General features: G+C 51.4%; 28 protein-coding genes and 1 tRNA gene. All 29 read left to right on the top strand.

Features of this window, described 5'->3' with window-relative positions; all coding sequences use genetic code 11:
* The first annotated feature begins 11 nt into the window (after positions 1-11).
* The 29 genes from tuf (at position 12) to rpsK (ending at position 14,612) form a co-directional block, all read left to right on the top strand.
* The gene (gene tuf / locus WBP50_RS03585) at positions 12-1,193 is read left to right on the top strand and encodes an elongation factor Tu (protein WP_423931725.1); all 1,182 of its coding nucleotides are present in this window, start codon (positions 12-14) and stop codon (positions 1,191-1,193) included.
* A gap of 81 nt (positions 1,194-1,274) precedes the next feature.
* Entirely contained in the window at positions 1,275-1,586 is a 312-nt protein-coding gene (gene rpsJ, locus WBP50_RS03590; protein ID WP_423931726.1) for a 30S ribosomal protein S10, read from the top strand.
* A gap of 23 nt (positions 1,587-1,609) precedes the next feature.
* A complete protein-coding gene (gene rplC, locus WBP50_RS03595) occupies positions 1,610-2,239 on the top strand; it encodes a 50S ribosomal protein L3 (protein WP_423931728.1) in 630 nt (209 codons plus the stop codon).
* 19 nt (positions 2,240-2,258) lie between these two features.
* Positions 2,259-2,885 (top strand): 50S ribosomal protein L4, encoded by a 627-nt coding sequence (gene rplD, locus WBP50_RS03600; RefSeq protein ID WP_423931729.1) that lies wholly within the window; start codon positions 2,259-2,261, stop codon positions 2,883-2,885.
* 32 nt (positions 2,886-2,917) lie between these two features.
* Positions 2,918-3,229 carry a 50S ribosomal protein L23 gene (rplW, locus tag WBP50_RS03605; RefSeq protein ID WP_423931731.1) on the top strand — a complete coding sequence of 104 codons (312 nt, stop codon included), beginning with the start codon at positions 2,918-2,920 and terminating at the stop codon, positions 3,227-3,229.
* A gap of 30 nt (positions 3,230-3,259) precedes the next feature.
* Positions 3,260-4,099: a 50S ribosomal protein L2 gene (rplB, locus tag WBP50_RS03610; protein ID WP_423931733.1), complete on the top strand. Its 840-nt coding sequence runs from the start codon at positions 3,260-3,262 to the stop codon at positions 4,097-4,099.
* A 33-nt stretch (positions 4,100-4,132) separates the two neighbouring features.
* Positions 4,133-4,429: a 30S ribosomal protein S19 gene (rpsS, locus tag WBP50_RS03615; protein ID WP_423931734.1), complete on the top strand. Its 297-nt coding sequence runs from the start codon at positions 4,133-4,135 to the stop codon at positions 4,427-4,429.
* Positions 4,430-4,457: 28 nt separating this feature from the next.
* Positions 4,458-4,814, top strand: a complete 357-nt coding sequence (rplV, locus tag WBP50_RS03620; protein ID WP_292004091.1) for a 50S ribosomal protein L22 — start codon at positions 4,458-4,460, stop codon at positions 4,812-4,814.
* A gap of 19 nt (positions 4,815-4,833) precedes the next feature.
* Positions 4,834-5,586, top strand: coding sequence for a 30S ribosomal protein S3 (gene rpsC / locus WBP50_RS03625; protein WP_292004090.1), 753 nt, complete (start codon positions 4,834-4,836; stop codon positions 5,584-5,586).
* 42 nt (positions 5,587-5,628) lie between these two features.
* Complete coding sequence (gene rplP / locus WBP50_RS03630) at positions 5,629-6,048, top strand: 50S ribosomal protein L16 (RefSeq protein WP_292004089.1); 420 nt, start codon at positions 5,629-5,631, stop codon at positions 6,046-6,048.
* A 33-nt stretch (positions 6,049-6,081) separates the two neighbouring features.
* On the top strand, positions 6,082-6,288 hold the full coding sequence (gene rpmC / locus WBP50_RS03635; protein WP_423931736.1) for a 50S ribosomal protein L29: 207 nt from the start codon (positions 6,082-6,084) through the stop codon (positions 6,286-6,288).
* A gap of 31 nt (positions 6,289-6,319) precedes the next feature.
* A complete protein-coding gene (gene rpsQ, locus WBP50_RS03640; RefSeq protein ID WP_423931738.1) occupies positions 6,320-6,619 on the top strand; it encodes a 30S ribosomal protein S17 in 300 nt (99 codons plus the stop codon).
* Positions 6,620-6,656: 37 nt separating this feature from the next.
* Complete coding sequence (gene rplN, locus WBP50_RS03645; protein WP_292001678.1) at positions 6,657-7,025, top strand: 50S ribosomal protein L14; 369 nt, start codon at positions 6,657-6,659, stop codon at positions 7,023-7,025.
* 9 nt (positions 7,026-7,034) lie between these two features.
* Positions 7,035-7,107, top strand: a tRNA-Gly gene (locus WBP50_RS03650).
* A 34-nt stretch (positions 7,108-7,141) separates the two neighbouring features.
* Positions 7,142-7,402 carry a 50S ribosomal protein L24 gene (rplX, locus tag WBP50_RS03655; RefSeq protein WP_423931739.1) on the top strand — a complete coding sequence of 87 codons (261 nt, stop codon included), beginning with the start codon at positions 7,142-7,144 and terminating at the stop codon, positions 7,400-7,402.
* 61 nt (positions 7,403-7,463) lie between these two features.
* The gene (rplE, locus tag WBP50_RS03660; RefSeq protein ID WP_423931741.1) at positions 7,464-8,051 is read left to right on the top strand and encodes a 50S ribosomal protein L5; all 588 of its coding nucleotides are present in this window, start codon (positions 7,464-7,466) and stop codon (positions 8,049-8,051) included.
* A gap of 19 nt (positions 8,052-8,070) precedes the next feature.
* On the top strand, positions 8,071-8,340 hold the full coding sequence (rpsN, locus tag WBP50_RS03665) for a 30S ribosomal protein S14 (RefSeq protein WP_423931743.1): 270 nt from the start codon (positions 8,071-8,073) through the stop codon (positions 8,338-8,340).
* 64 nt (positions 8,341-8,404) lie between these two features.
* Positions 8,405-8,800: a 30S ribosomal protein S8 gene (gene rpsH, locus WBP50_RS03670; RefSeq protein WP_423931745.1), complete on the top strand. Its 396-nt coding sequence runs from the start codon at positions 8,405-8,407 to the stop codon at positions 8,798-8,800.
* 28 nt (positions 8,801-8,828) lie between these two features.
* Entirely contained in the window at positions 8,829-9,368 is a 540-nt protein-coding gene (gene rplF, locus WBP50_RS03675; RefSeq protein ID WP_423931746.1) for a 50S ribosomal protein L6, read from the top strand.
* A 55-nt stretch (positions 9,369-9,423) separates the two neighbouring features.
* Positions 9,424-9,783 (top strand): 50S ribosomal protein L18, encoded by a 360-nt coding sequence (gene rplR / locus WBP50_RS03680; protein WP_423931747.1) that lies wholly within the window; start codon positions 9,424-9,426, stop codon positions 9,781-9,783.
* Positions 9,784-9,807: 24 nt separating this feature from the next.
* Complete coding sequence (gene rpsE / locus WBP50_RS03685; protein ID WP_423931748.1) at positions 9,808-10,329, top strand: 30S ribosomal protein S5; 522 nt, start codon at positions 9,808-9,810, stop codon at positions 10,327-10,329.
* 18 nt (positions 10,330-10,347) lie between these two features.
* A complete protein-coding gene (gene rpmD, locus WBP50_RS03690) occupies positions 10,348-10,533 on the top strand; it encodes a 50S ribosomal protein L30 (RefSeq protein WP_423931749.1) in 186 nt (61 codons plus the stop codon).
* Between the two features lie 33 nt (positions 10,534-10,566).
* Positions 10,567-11,124 carry a 50S ribosomal protein L15 gene (rplO, locus tag WBP50_RS03695; RefSeq protein ID WP_423931751.1) on the top strand — a complete coding sequence of 186 codons (558 nt, stop codon included), beginning with the start codon at positions 10,567-10,569 and terminating at the stop codon, positions 11,122-11,124.
* Between the two features lie 17 nt (positions 11,125-11,141).
* The gene (gene secY, locus WBP50_RS03700; RefSeq protein WP_423931753.1) at positions 11,142-12,473 is read left to right on the top strand and encodes a preprotein translocase subunit SecY; all 1,332 of its coding nucleotides are present in this window, start codon (positions 11,142-11,144) and stop codon (positions 12,471-12,473) included.
* A gap of 12 nt (positions 12,474-12,485) precedes the next feature.
* Positions 12,486-13,283, top strand: a complete 798-nt coding sequence (gene map / locus WBP50_RS03705) for a type I methionyl aminopeptidase (RefSeq protein ID WP_423931755.1) — start codon at positions 12,486-12,488, stop codon at positions 13,281-13,283.
* Between the two features lie 40 nt (positions 13,284-13,323).
* Positions 13,324-13,542: a translation initiation factor IF-1 gene (gene infA, locus WBP50_RS03710; RefSeq protein ID WP_292001689.1), complete on the top strand. Its 219-nt coding sequence runs from the start codon at positions 13,324-13,326 to the stop codon at positions 13,540-13,542.
* Positions 13,543-13,655: 113 nt separating this feature from the next.
* The gene (rpmJ, locus tag WBP50_RS03715) at positions 13,656-13,772 is read left to right on the top strand and encodes a 50S ribosomal protein L36 (RefSeq protein WP_010933819.1); all 117 of its coding nucleotides are present in this window, start codon (positions 13,656-13,658) and stop codon (positions 13,770-13,772) included.
* A 35-nt stretch (positions 13,773-13,807) separates the two neighbouring features.
* Positions 13,808-14,185 carry a 30S ribosomal protein S13 gene (gene rpsM, locus WBP50_RS03720; RefSeq protein WP_423931756.1) on the top strand — a complete coding sequence of 126 codons (378 nt, stop codon included), beginning with the start codon at positions 13,808-13,810 and terminating at the stop codon, positions 14,183-14,185.
* 43 nt (positions 14,186-14,228) lie between these two features.
* Positions 14,229-14,612 carry a 30S ribosomal protein S11 gene (rpsK, locus tag WBP50_RS03725; RefSeq protein WP_292004075.1) on the top strand — a complete coding sequence of 128 codons (384 nt, stop codon included), beginning with the start codon at positions 14,229-14,231 and terminating at the stop codon, positions 14,610-14,612.
* Positions 14,613-14,637: the final 25 nt, after the last annotated feature.

A 14,637-nucleotide genomic window follows, 5' to 3' on the forward strand; every position in this document is an offset into this window, starting at 1 on the left:
GGAGATAAGTTATGGCAAAAGAGTCCTACAAAAGGGATAAACCTCATGTCAATATCGGTACCATTGGCCACGTTGACCATGGTAAAACAACCCTGACTGCAGCAATCACTTCGGTTCTTGCAAAACAGGGCCTTGCCCTTCAGCGTGATTTCGGCAGCATCGACAAGGCTCCCGAAGAGAGAGAGCGCGGTATCACCATTTCGACCGCACACGTCGAGTACCAGACCAAAAAACGTCACTACGCACACATCGACTGTCCCGGCCACGCTGACTACATCAAGAACATGATCACCGGTGCAGCCCAGATGGACGGCGCGATCCTCGTTGTTGCAGGTACCGACGGTCCCATGCCTCAGACCCGCGAGCACATTCTGCTTGCCCGTCAGGTGAACGTTCCGGCTCTGGTCGTGTTCCTCAACAAGGTCGATATTGCCGATCCCGAGCTTCTCGAACTTGTCGAGCTCGAACTCAGAGAGCTTCTGACCGAGTACAACTTCCCCGGCGACGATATTCCGATCATCAAAGGCTCCGCACTGAAAGCCCTCGATGGCGATCCGGAAGGCGAAAAAGCCATCATGGAGCTTATGGACGCGGTTGACGAGTTCATTCCCGAACCGGTCCGCGACGTAGACAAGCCGTTCCTGATGCCTGTCGAGGACGTTTTCTCGATTTCAGGCCGTGGTACCGTCGGTACCGGCAGAATCGAGAGAGGCCGTATCAAGATCAACGAAGAGGTTGAAATCGTCGGTATCAAGCCTACCCGCAAGTCGGTAGTCACCGGTATCGAAATGTTCCAGAAACTTCTTGACGAAGGTCAGGCCGGTGACAACGCAGGTCTTCTTCTCAGAGGTGTGGACAAGACCGAACTCGAGCGCGGCATGGTTATTGCCAAGCCCGGCAGTATCAAGCCGCACACCAAGTTCAAGGCTGAGGTCTACATTCTCAGAAAAGAGGAAGGCGGCCGTCACACCCCGTTCTTCAACGGCTACCGTCCGCAGTTCTATTTCAGAACCACTGACGTTACCGGTTCCGTAACGCTTCCCGAAGGTGTTGAAATGGTCATGCCTGGCGACAACCTCTCCGTTGAAGTCGAGCTGATCGTTCCTATCGCTATGGACGAAGGCCTCCGTTTCGCTATCCGCGAAGGCGGCCGTACCGTCGGTGCTGGTTCCGTAACCAAGATCAACGAGTAATCCAGGGCGAAGCGCGTCCCGGGGCGGGGCTTATAACCCCCCGCCCCTTTTTTATTGCTAACAAAGAAACAGGGTTGACAAGTGGCTGTACAGCAAAAGATAAGAATCAAGCTCAAGTCATACGACCATAGCCTGGTTGATAAATGGGCTTTAAGGATTATTGATGTGGTGAAGCAGACGGACGCCATCATCTTCGGTCCCATACCGCTTCCGACAAAAGCACATGTGTATACGGTGAACCGTTCTCCGCATGTCGATAAAAAGTCCCGCGAGCAGTTCTCGTTTTCATCGCACAAGCGGTTGATCGAGATCGTCAATCCAACTGCCAGGACCATCGATATGCTGATGAAGCTTGAGCTTCCGAGCGGTGTGGATGTTGAAATCAAGTCTTAACGAATTAGAAAAGCTAATCATATATGGGTGCGATTCTTGGAAAGAAAATCGGCATGACCCGTTTATACAATGATAAACGCGAGGCGATATCCTGTACTGTTATCCAGGCAGGCCCATGCTTTGTCACGCAGGTGAAAAATGCGGACAAGGACGGCTATGACGCGTATCAGGTAGGTATCGGGGAAAGGGATGAGAAAAAGGTCAATAAACCTCTGCAGGGTCATTACAGAAAGGCCGGAGTCACACCAGGCTTTATGATGGCGGAATTCAGGAAAGACGATTTCACCGAGGAGCTGGAAGCAGGTAATCCTGTCAGTGTGGAGTCTTTCAGTGAAGGCGAGGTTGTCAATGTGCTTGGTGTCACCAAGGGCAAGGGTTTTGCCGGTGTCGTCAAACGTCACAACTTCGGCGGCGGTTCGAGAACCCACGGTCAGTCCGACAGGCTCCGTGCCCCTGGTTCGGTAGGAGGATCATCGGATCCCTCGAGAACCTTCAGAGGCACCAGAATGGCCGGGCGTATGGGCGGATGCAACGTCACGATAAGAAATCTTGTCATTGTCAAGATCATGCCGGAATCCAATCTGCTGGTAGTTAAAGGTGCAGTACCGGGCGCAAAGAACTCCTACGTAAAGATTGTTTCTACAAAAAAGTAAACGCTGATTGCACGAAGTTATGGAACTTAAAGTCTTAAATACCGGCGGCACTGAAACAGGGGAAGTTGTTACGCTCAGTGATGAAATTTTCGGCGCTGAAATATCTGAACATGCAATGTATCTCGATGTCAAGGCGATACTTGCAAACAGAAGGCAGGGAACGCATAAAGCCAAAACCCGTGCTGAAGTGCGTGGAGGCGGAAGAAAGCCCTATCGCCAGAAAGGCACTGGTAACGCCCGTCAGGGTTCTACCCGTTCGCCGCTGATGAGCGGAGGCGGAACCATTTTCGGTCCCCAGCCGCGCAGCTACGAACAGAAGGTCAACAAGAAGGTCAAGCAGCTTGCCCGCCGTTCGGCGCTCAGCGCCAAGGCGCTTGCCGGCCAGATTCTTGTTGTGGAGGATTTCAGGCTCGAACAGATAAAGACGAAGCCGGTTGCCGATATTCTGAAAAATCTCGGTCTCGCAGAGAAGAAAACCCTCATGCTGACTCCCGAGTACGATATGGTCATGGCCCGTTCGGGAAAAAATATCGAGGTACTCAATATCATGACGGCTGAAAAGGCGTCGACCTACGATATTCTTGACAGTCAGGCGATTGTCTTCCAGAAGGGCGCATTGAAAAAAATAGAGGATACTTTAGGGTAATTGCAGGTTTCCAGTAAACAGGAGTGAATGAGATGAAAAACCCGTTGTTACGGCCGTGGTTAACGGAAAAAAGCACAGGCCTGACCGAAAAGAAAGGTCAGTATGTGTTTGTCGTCAAGCCGGATGCAGATAAAATCGATATCAGGAACGCTGTCCAGAACAAGTTCGGCGTGACTGTTACTTCAGTTCGTACCGTGAACTGCCTTGGCAAGGCGAAGCGGCAGTATACCCGGAAAGGGTTGATAGCCGGAAAGAAGAGTGACTGGAAAAAAGCGATCGTCACTCTTGCAGATGGACAGTCGATCGACTATTACTCCGGTTCTGCACAGAAGGGCGAAGGATAGAATACACAACAAGGATAGATTATAATTGCAATGGCAATCAGGAAATTAGCGCCGATAACACCAGGGTCACGGTTCATGTCATACCCTGGATTTGACGAGATCACAAAAAGTGAGCCGGAAAAAAGTCTTCTCGTACCGCTCAAGAAAAGCGGCGGCCGCAACAGCGCGGGAAGAAAAACATCGAGGCACAGAGGCGGCGGCCACAAGAGGCATTACCGCATCGTTGACTTCAAGCGGAACAAGGACGGCATTCCCGCCAAGGTTGCTTCCATCGAATATGATCCGAACCGTTCATCAAGAATTGCATTATTGCATTACAATGACGGAGAAAAACGTTATATTCTCGCCCCGAAAGGTTTGAATGTTGGCGACAGGGTTGAAAGCGGCGAGAAGGTCGAGATCAAGACCGGCAACACCATGCCGCTGAAGAACATCCCTCTGGGAACCGATATCCACAATGTGGAAATGAAGGCCGGTAAGGGTGGACAGATCGTACGTTCGGCAGGCGCTTTCGCTGTTCTTGCAGCCCGTGAAGGAGATTACGCAACCCTGAGACTTCCTTCCGGAGAGATCCGCAAGGTCAGGGTCGAGTGTCGTGCAACTATCGGTGTCGTAGGCAATTCCGATCACGAGAACATCGTGCTTGGCAAAGCGGGAAGAAGCCGCTGGCTTGGAATCCGCCCGCAGACAAGAGGTATGGCCATGAACCCGGTCGATCATCCGATGGGTGGTGGTGAAGGCAAATCGAAGTCCGGCGGTGGAAGAAGGCATCCGAAGTCACCGTGGGGACAGCTTGCCAAGGGTCTGAAAACGAGAAACAAAAAGAAAGCATCGTCAAAGCTCATCGTCCGCGGCAGGAATGCCAAGTAACTGTAGCGCTTAATTATAACAAGCAGAGAAAGTATGCCAAGATCACTTAAGAAGGGGCCGTTCATTGATTTCAAGCTGGAAAGACGGATTCTTGATTTAAACACCAAGGGTGAAAAGAAGGTTGTCAAAACCTGGTCCAGAAGTTCAATGATTTCACCTGATTTTGTAGGGCACACCGTTGCCGTACATAACGGCAAGACCCATGTTCCGGTGTATGTCAGTGACAATATGGTTGGCCACAAGCTTGGAGAGTTCGCCCCTACAAGGACGTTTCGCGGTCATGCCGGCGGAAAGGCTGAAAAAGGCGGCTCAGCACCAAGGAAAAAATAACTGAATAACGCGAAAGGGTAAGATTACCATGCAAGCTAAAGCAATATTACGTCATACGCCAACATCGCCGAGAAAAATGCGTCTTGTGGCAGGCCTCGTTCGTGGCAAACAGGTCGATCAGGCAAAGGCTATTCTTCTGAACTCTACCAAAAGCGCTTCAAGAAACGTCATGATGACCCTGAAGTCTGCTGTAGCGAACTATGCGCAGCTGAATCCGGATGAGCGCGTCAGCGATCAGGAGCTTGTCGTCAAGGCAGTGTTCGTTGATCAGGGCACCACACTAAAAAGAATGCTTCCTGCTCCGATGGGACGCGCATACAGGGTTCGCAAGCGTTCGAATCACCTGACTGTCATCGTCGATAAGGTTAAGCAATCCAGTAAATAAATTAAACAAGGAGAGAACATTGGGTCAGAAAGTTAATCCTACTGGATTCAGGCTTGGAATTATCAAGGACTGGACTTCTCGCTGGTACGACGACAGCCCGGTTATTTCGGAAAAGATCAAGCAGGATCATGTGATCCGCAACTATGTGCTGGCAAGGCTGAAAAGAGAGAAAGCCGGTATTGCCCGTATCGTTATCGAAAGAACGACCAAGCACATCAAGATCAATATATACGCCGCCCGTCCGGGTGCCGTTGTAGGCAGAAAAGGTGAAGAGATCAACAATCTCTCCCAGGAGCTTACCCGCATTACCGGCAAAGAGGTGAAGATCGACGTGGTCGAAGTGGTGAAGCCGGAAATCGAGGCTCAGCTGATCGGCGACAACATTGCCTACCAGCTCGAGAATCGCGTCTCTTTCAGAAGAGCCATGAAGCAGGCTATCCAGCAGGCGATGCGTGCCGGAGCCGAAGGCGTCAGGATCAGATGCGCCGGCCGTCTCGGTGGCGCAGAAATTGCAAGGGCGGAGCAGTACAAGGAGGGCAAGATTCCTCTTCACACCATCCGCGCCAACGTCGACTATGCAAGCGTTACCGCGCATACCATCGCCGGCACGATCGGTATCAAGGTATGGGTGTACAAGGGTGAAGTGCTCGTTCAGCGTATCGACGCCATCGAAGAGGACGAGATGAAGCGTATGAAGGATCGCCGGCAGGATTCGAAATCCAGGCCTCGCGACCCTCGCAGCAAACGCCGTCGCCGCACCAAGCGCGCATAATGACATATACATTATAATCAGAAACAGAATGGAGTTGTCGGTATGTTAATGCCAAAGAGAGTTAAGTATAGAAAGACGCAGCGTGGCCGCATGAAAGGCAATGCCGGACGTGGAACGATGGTGTCTTTCGGTTCTTTCGGTTTGAAGGCTCTTGAGCCTGCGTGGATCACCAGCCGCCAGATCGAAGCGGCGCGTGTGGCCATGAACAGGTACATGAAAAGAGATGGCAAGATCTGGATCAGGATATTTCCCGACAAACCGGTAACGAAGAAGGCTGCCGAAACCCGCATGGGTTCCGGTAAAGGTTCTCCCGAATTCTGGGTAGCCGTCGTCAAGCCGGGAAGAGTCATGTTCGAGGCCGAAGGCGTGTCGAAAGAGATTGCGACCGAAGCCTTCAGGCTCGCAGCGCAGAAGCTGCCGATCAAGACGAAGTTTATTGTCCGTCCTGATTACGAGGGATAACCGAACAACAAATTCCAGAAGAGGATTATAACTATGAAAAAATATGAAGTCGCGGCACTGAGCCGGCAGGAGCTCATCGACAGGATCCGTCAGCTTGAGGACAGGCTTGCCGATATCAATTTCTTCAAGGTGATAGAGCTGCCGCAGAACCCGATGGTGTTCCGGAATTCACGGCGTGATATCGCCCGCATGAAAACACAGCTCCATAAACTCAACGCTGCAGAATCCGGGCAGAACTGAACAAGGCAACAACAAACGGTTTACGATATCAATGGAAGAAAACAAAACAGGCGCTGCCGCAATGGAACAGCATGCTGCAGCAAGGGGACGAAAGAAGAGCTGGCAGGGAAAGGTTATCAGCGACAAGATGGACAAGGCGATCGTCGTTGCTGTTGAGCGCAGGGTTCAGCACCCGGTCTACAAGAAGTACTTCAAGAAGACGACCAGGCTTATGGCGCATGACGAGAACAATGAAGCAGGTATCGGTGATCTGGTTAAAGTTGTCGAATGCAGGCCGCTGAGCAAAAGGAAAAGCTGCCGTCTCGTCGAAATCATTGAGAAGGCCAGGTAAGAAGGGATTCTTTATACATTAAAAAGTTTGAAACAGGATGATCCAGAAAGAAACTAATCTGGTTGTTGCAGATAACAGCGGAGCGAAGAAAGTTCGCTGTATCCATGTGTTCGGCGGTACCGGAAGGCGTTATGCCGGACTGGGTGACCAGGTCATCGTATCGGTGAAAGCGGCTGTGCCGGGCGGAGTTGTCAAGAAGAAAGATGTCTGCAAAGCGGTTGTTGTCCGCTGCGTGAAAGAACAGAGAAGAAAGGACGGATCCTACATCAGGTTCGACGAAAACGCAGTCGTACTGCTCAACGCGCAGGGGGAACCAAGAGGTACCCGAATTTTCGGACCCGTTGCCAGAGAATTGCGCGACAGAAAATATATGAAAATCGTATCTTTGGCGCCTGAAGTTCTGTGAAAGCTTCAAGCGGGAGTAACTCAGTTGGTAGAGTCACAGCCTTCCAAGCTGTTGGTCGCGAGTTCGAGTCTCGTCTCCCGCTCAGGATTTTATGAATACTATCATATCAGTGAAAAATGAAAACAGGGATTAATAAAAAGGCAAAGCTGCATAACGTCAAGCTGCATGTCAGGAAAGACGACAACGTCGTTGTCATCAGCGGGAACGATAAGGGCAAGGCTGGAAAGATACTGAAGGTGTATCCGCAGAAATGCAGGGTGATCGTGGAGGGCGTCAACATCAGAAAACGCCACATGAAGCCGACCCAGAGCCACCCGCAGGGTTCGATTATCGAGAGAGAATTCCCGATTCATGCTTCCAATGTGAAGAAGAGCTAGAAAGTATCTGTATTTTATAAGAAAGGATGACCAAGACCATCCCGGTAACTGAAAGAAAATAATGACGAAAAACAAAGAAAACGCACCCGTCGAAACCGTCGAAGCCCGCCTTGAAACCTTCTACAGGGAAAATGTTGTTCCCAAGCTCATGGAGCGGTTCCAGTACAAGAATATCATGATGGTGCCGAAGCTGCAGAAGATCGCCATCAATATCGGTATCGGAGAGGCTGCAGCCGAGCCGAAGCTGCTCGAGACCGCCATGGCGGAACTTGCCCAGATCACCGGTCAGAGGCCGCAGATCCGCAAGTCGAGAAAAGCCATTTCGAACTTCAAACTGCGCGAGAACCAGGCCATCGGTTGCCGGGTGACGCTCCGCAGAAAGACCATGTACGAGTTTTTAGACCGTTTTGTCAGTCTTGCCGTTCCGAGAATCCGTGACTTCCGCGGACTGAACGATACCAGTTTTGATGGACGCGGCAACTATACCACCGGTATCAGGGAGCAGATCATTTTCCCGGAAATCGATATCGACAAGGTACCGAGGATTTCAGGTATGGACGTCACGTTCGTGACGTCGGCAGCAACCGACGAAGAGGCGTATGTACTGCTTTCCGAGCTTGGTATGCCGTTCAAAAAGAAGAACAACTAACTTATTCAGGAAACCCGAGATGGCCAAGAAAAGCGTTATTGCACGGAATGAAAAAAGGAAAAAGCTTGTAGAGAAATATGCTGCCAAGCGTGAGGAGCTGCTTAAAGCCGGTGATTACGAAGCGCTCCGCAAGCTGCCGAGAGACAGTTCTGCAACAAGGGTGAGAACCCGCTGTGTCCTTACAGGCCGTGGAAGAGGTGTTTATGAGAAATTCGGGCTTTGCCGCCAGATGTTCCGCAAGCTTGCCCTTGAAGGGAAGATTCCGGGAGTCAGGAAGGCAAGCTGGTAAGTTGTTCAGTATTACAGACAAGAGAGAGAGATTTGTTCATTTTTGAAAGTAACCAACGTTAGCTATGCCTGTAACGGATTCTATTGCAGATTATATCACCCGCATCAGAAACGCGGGGAGAGCAAAAAACAAGACTACCGATATTCCGTATTCCAAGCTCAGGGAGAATATCTCTCAACTGCTTGTGGAAAAAGGATATATAAAAAACTTTACGGTCATCACTACCGAGCAGTTTCCGTTTATTCGCGTCGAGCTGAAATATTCGACGGCAGGCGAGCCGGCTATCCGTGAGATCACCAGGGTAAGCAAGCCGGGAAGAAGGGTGTATCAGGGAAAGGATATCAGGAAATACCTTGGCGGCCTCGGACTCTATATCCTTTCGTCGTCGAAGGGTATCATTACCGATAAAGAGGCCCGTGAGAAGGGCGTAGGCGGTGAAATCCTCTTCCGCATCTATTAATTCATAAGCCAAAGCGTACAAGAATATCATGTCAAGAATAGGAAAAATGCCGATTCCCCTGGCTGGTCAGGCCAGGATAGAGATCAGTGATGCCAACATCAAGGTGACCGGACCCAAAGGCGCGCTTGAGCAGGAACTGACTCCGCAGGTCAACGTGCAGGAAGAGAACGGCGTTGTTACGGTGCAGAGAGTCGATGACACCAAAAAATCAAGGGCGATGCACGGCCTTTACCGCATGCTTATCAGCAACATGGTCGAGGGCGTCACGAAAGGATTTACCAGAAAACTCGAAATTGCCGGTGTCGGTTACCGCGCCGAGCTGAAAAACGATCTGCTGGCCCTTACGCTCGGCTATTCGCACATGATCTATTTCAAGGCTCCCGAAGGTATCCAGATCGAGGTTCCCGATCAGACGACCATTCTTATCAGCGGCATAGACAAGGCTCTTGTCGGACAGGTCGCCGCCAAGATCCGTTCGTTCAGGAAGCCTGAACCGTACCGTGGAAAAGGCATCAAATACGAAGGTGAGGTAATCCGCCGCAAGGAAGGCAAGGCGGCCGGTAAGTAATAGCCGGAAAGAAAGCTATAACAGTCAGGCAATAACATTTTTAGGGTTGAAGAGAATGAGTCAAATCGATAAGGCCTCTCGCAGGCAGAAAATCAAGGACAGAAGCAGGGCGCAGGTCCATGGCACCGAGTCGAAACCGAGACTTTGCGTTTACCGCAGCCTGTCGCAGGTCTATGCGCAGCTGATTGACGACGATAACGGCAAGACCATTTTGTCCGTATCGAGCATGTCAAAGGAAAACAAGGCTCTTGAAGGCACAAAAACCGAGGTTTGCCGTCTTGTTGGAATGCAGATTGGCGAAAAGGCAGGGGCCAAGGGGATAACGAACGTCGTCTTCGACAGAAACGGATTCCGCTACCACGGCAGGGTCAAGGCTTTGGCCGATGGTGCGCGGGAAGCTGGTCTGGTCTTTTAAAAACCTTTCAATAGAGAAAGTTACATGTCGAAAATATCTGCTAATAAGAATATCAGGCCCGGAGAATTGAATCTGAAGGAAAAGCTGGTTCACATCAACAGGACGGCAAAGGTTGTAAAAGGCGGTAAACGGTTCGGGTTCAACGCGATCGTCGTTGTCGGAGACAAGGAAGGCCATGTCGGCTACGGTCTCGGCAAGGCCAACGAGGTTCAGGACGCTATAGCCAAGGGTGTCGAGGACGGCAAGAAAAACGTCATCAAGGTTCCGATCATCAAGGGGACCATTCCGCATCAGGTGATTGCCAAATACGGTTCGGCAAAAGTGCTGATGAAGCCCGCAACTCCCGGTACCGGGCTGATTGCAGGTGGCGCCGTAAGAGCGGTACTCGAGATGGCCGGCGTTCACGACGTGCTTACCAAGTCGCTCGGTTCTTCGAATCCGCACAATGTCGTCAAAGCCGCGATCAAGGGTTTGCAGAGCATGTCGGATGCCATGGATGTAGCCGAAAGAAGGTCGAAGAGCCTTAAAGAGGTTTTTGAAAGCTAAAAAGAAGAAAGTAGAGACATGAGTGATAAAACATTACGGATAACCCAGGTTCGCAGCGTGATCGGGTGTACGAAAAAACAGAAAGAGACGATCAAGGCGCTCGGTCTCGGCCGTCCGAACTACACCGTTGAACGGCAGGACAATCCTTGCCTGCGCGGTCAGATCAGGGTTGTACAGCATCTTGTCAAGGTCGAAGAGCTTTAAGATTTTACTAATAGCAAGTAGGGAATTGAGATCATGGATTTAAGTTCACTCCGTCCTGCAAAAGGCGCGGTAAAAAACAGAAAACGTGTTGGTCGCGGACAGGGTTCCGGTAACGGTACCACTGCCGGCAAGGGTAACAAAGGCCAGCAGGCGAGAAGCGGCTACCAGAGGCCGATCAACGAAGGCGGTCAGATTCCGGTTTACCGCAGACTTCCGAAGTTCGGCTTTACGCCGCCGGACAGAAAATCGGTCAGGACGCTCAATGTCTCCCAGATCGAAGCGTGGATCGAGGAAGGTCTGATTGACGGGACGGAAATCTCCGTACTGGATCTGAAGGCCCTGTGCAATGCGAGTTATGCTGATTATTTCAAGATTCTCGGCAATGGCGAGCTTACCAGGCCGGTCAAGATAACCGCGCACTTCTTCAGCAAGAGCGCAGAGGAAAAGATCGTCAAGGCCGGCGGCTCGGTTACCAAAGCATACCGCACCCTTGAAGAGGCTTCGAAAATTGTGGATCTCACGGTTGAGGAAGCTCTCCTGAAACAGAAAGCTCCGCTTGTCAAGAGAGTCAAGAAATCAGCAAAGTCCTGAATATCGCCTGAGCCGTTATGAAGCTTACCGAAAGTATACGCAACATCAATAAAATCCCTGAGCTTCGGCAGCGGATACTCTATACCCTACTTCTCCTGTTTATCTACAGGCTTGGTTCCCACATTACGATACCGGGTGTCGATGCGTCTGCCGTAGCGGGCGCATCTCCGGCTCACTCCAATGACCTTTTCGGGCTTTTCGATCTGTTTGTCGGCGGTGCATTTGCAAGGGCTTCGATTTTCTCTCTCGGCATCATGCCCTACATTTCCGCCTCCATCATCGTTCAGCTCCTCGGTGCCGTCACGCCCTATGTGCAGAAGCTGCAGAAAGAGGGTGAGGAGGGACGTCAGCGGATCAACCAGATGACCAGGTATGGAACCGTGCTTATCGCCGCTCTTCAGGCATGGGGGGTGAGCGTGAGCCTGTCCAGTCCGGCTTCGTTCGGGACGGCTGTCGTTCCCGATCCCGGGTGGTTTTTCACCTTTACTGCGGTTGTCATGCTTACCGCTTCGACGGTGTTCGTCATGTGGCTCGGTGAGCGCATTACCGAAAGAGGCATAGGCAACGGCATTTCGCTTATCATCATGATCGGTATTCTCGCCCGCTTTCCCCAGGCGCTGGTGGCCGAGTTCCGTTCGGTTTCGCTGGGCAGCAAGAACTGGATCGTCGAGATCATCATCCTTGCCATGATGGCAGCCATTGTGGCCTTTGTGGTTGTCCTGACCGTCGGTACCCGCAGGATTCCCGTTCAGCATGCCAAGCGTGTCGTCGGCAGGAAAGTGTATGGCGGAAGCACCCAGTACATACCCATGCGCATCAACACCGCAGGCGTCATGCCCATCATTTTCGCGCAGTCCATCATGTTCCTTCCCGGAACATTTCTCTCCTTTTTTCCTGAAAACGAGGTGATGCAGGGTGTTGCCAAGGCACTGTCGTATGACTCATGGCTGCATGCGCTGATATTCGGCACCATGATCGTTTTCTTCACCTATTTCTATACCGCTATCGCGTTCAATCCCAAAGAGGTTGCCGATACCATGCGACGCCAGGGCGGGTTCATACCCGGTGTGCGCCCAGGCAAAAGCACGGCGGATTTCATCGACAATATTCTTACACGCATAACCCTTCCGGGGGCCATTTCGCTGGCGATCATCGCCGTACTGCCGACTTTTCTTACCAAGTTCGCCAATGTGACACCGGGTTTTGCGCAGTTTTTCGGCGGTACCAGCCTGCTTATCATTGTCGGTGTAGGGCTCGATACCCTCCAGCAGGTCGAAAGTCACCTGCTCATGCGGCACTACGACGGATTCATGAAGTCGGGTAAAACAAGGGGCCGTCAGAGGCCCTAAGGGACACGCCTTATGATCACCATAAAAAGCGAGCGTGAAATCGAGCTTATGCGGGAGTCCGGGTCCCTGACGGCAATGGTTCTCGATCTGCTCGAACAGGAGATCAGACCGGGCATGACGACCATGCAGCTCGACCGCATGGCCGAAGAGTTCATAAGGGATCATCAGGCAGTACCGAGTTTTCTGAATTATGCCCCGGAGGGGGACCCCGATGTCACGCCCTATCCGGCAACGCTCTGCGTTTCCATCAATGAAGAGGTTGTGCACGGCGTACCGAGCGCAAAACGCATCGTTCGCGAAGGGGACATCGTTTCGGTGGATTGCGGTGTGTACAAGGGAGGTTATCACGGCGACGCGGCCAGGACATTCGTGCTCGGCGCCATTGACGAAAAAGTGCAGCTTCTTGTCGATGTTACCCGGGAGTCTCTCGAACTGGGCATAGCGCAGGCCATAGAAGGAAACAGACTGCACGATATTTCGGCGGCAGTTGAGACGCATGCCCGTTCTTTCGGTTTCAGCGTCATCGAAAATATGGTCGGCCATGGAATCGGCAGCGAACTTCATGAGGACCCGGCCGTTCCCAATTACGGAAAACGCAATACCGGAGTGAGGCTGAGAACGGGAATGGCGCTTGCCATCGAACCGATGATCGCCATGGGGCGTTCCCGCAGGGCGGTCAGCAAGCGAGGCGGATGGGTTGCCGTCACCGAGGACGGGAAACCGTCGGCGCATTTCGAGCATACGGTCATCGTCAGGGCGGGGAAAGCAGAAGTGCTGACACGCTCGTTACTTGAAAAGAAACTGTCCTGACGGTTCTCGAACAAATCATTGAATTCAAAGGAGTATACTGTTGGCCAAAGAAGAAGCAATCGAGATTGAAGGCGTGATCGTGGATGCGCTGCCCAATGCCCAGTTCAAGGTAAAGCTTGAAAACGGGCTTGAGGTGCTTGCGCATGTATCGGGAAAGATAAGGATGCACTACATCAGGATCCTGCCGGGCGACAAGGTCAAAGTACAGATATCACCCTACGACATCTCCAAAGGCCGCATTACCTACCGGTACAAATAACTGATGAAAAATCAACAATCATCTGTTGATACTTTGGACTATTTTTTTTACATTACAAGCCTTTCAGATTTTTCGATAGACAGACGAGTTAATTATTGCATGCGGGGTCAAATATGAAAATATATTCTTCCATCAAAAAGCGTTGTGAGCACTGCCGTATCATCAAACGTAAAGGAAAGCGTTTCGTGATCTGCAAAGTTAATCCGAGCCACAAGCAGCGCCAGGGTTGATCTTCAGAAATAATCAATAGAACTACAAAGAGCATATGAGGATAGCTGGGGTAAATTTGCCGCTGAACAAACACGCGGTCATTGCTTTAACGCATGTTTATGGTATCGGAAGAACTTCTGCCGAAAGTATTCTGCAGAGGGCGGGTATTGCTCCCGAAAGGAAGATTTCCGAGCTGAACGACGAAGAGGCGCATGCAATAAGAGAGATTATTGCCGAGGATTACAAGGTTGAGGGTCAGGCCCGAGGCGAGCAGCAGCTTGCCATCAAGCGGTTGATGGACATCGGCTGCTACAGGGGGCTTCGCCACCGGAGATCGCTTCCCGTTCGCGGACAGCGGACGCAGACCAATGCCAGAACCAGAAAAGGCAAGCGCAAGACTGTCGCAGGCAAGAAGAAGGCGACGAAGAAGTAGTAGCAGCAATACATCAACATTGATACTATAAGAGTGTAAGCTCATGGCAACAGTAAGCAGGAAAAAGAAAAAAGTAAAGGTTACCCCGGAAGGCGTCGTCCATATCAAGGCATCGTTCAACAATATCATGGTGACGATTACAGACGTGCTGGGCAATACGGTCTCCTGGTCAAGCGCCGGCAAGAACGGTTTCAGGGGTTCTAAAAAGAATACCCCCTACGCGTCCCAGGTGACCTCCGAAGCCGCTGCAAAAGAGGCATTCGATCTCGGCATGAGAAATGTCCAGGTCTTCATCAAGGGGCCGGGCGCCGGAAGAGATGCGGCAATCAGGGCGCTGCAGGGAGCAGGCCTCGAGGTCCGTTCCATCAAGGATATCACTCCGTTGCCTCACAACGGCTGCAGACCTCCAAAACGCAGAAGGGTCTGATTTTATTTATTCATAGAATTTCAAT

The sequence above is a fragment of the Chlorobium sp. genome (assembly GCF_049593655.1).
GTDB lineage: Bacteria > Bacteroidota > Chlorobiia > Chlorobiales > Chlorobiaceae > Chlorobium.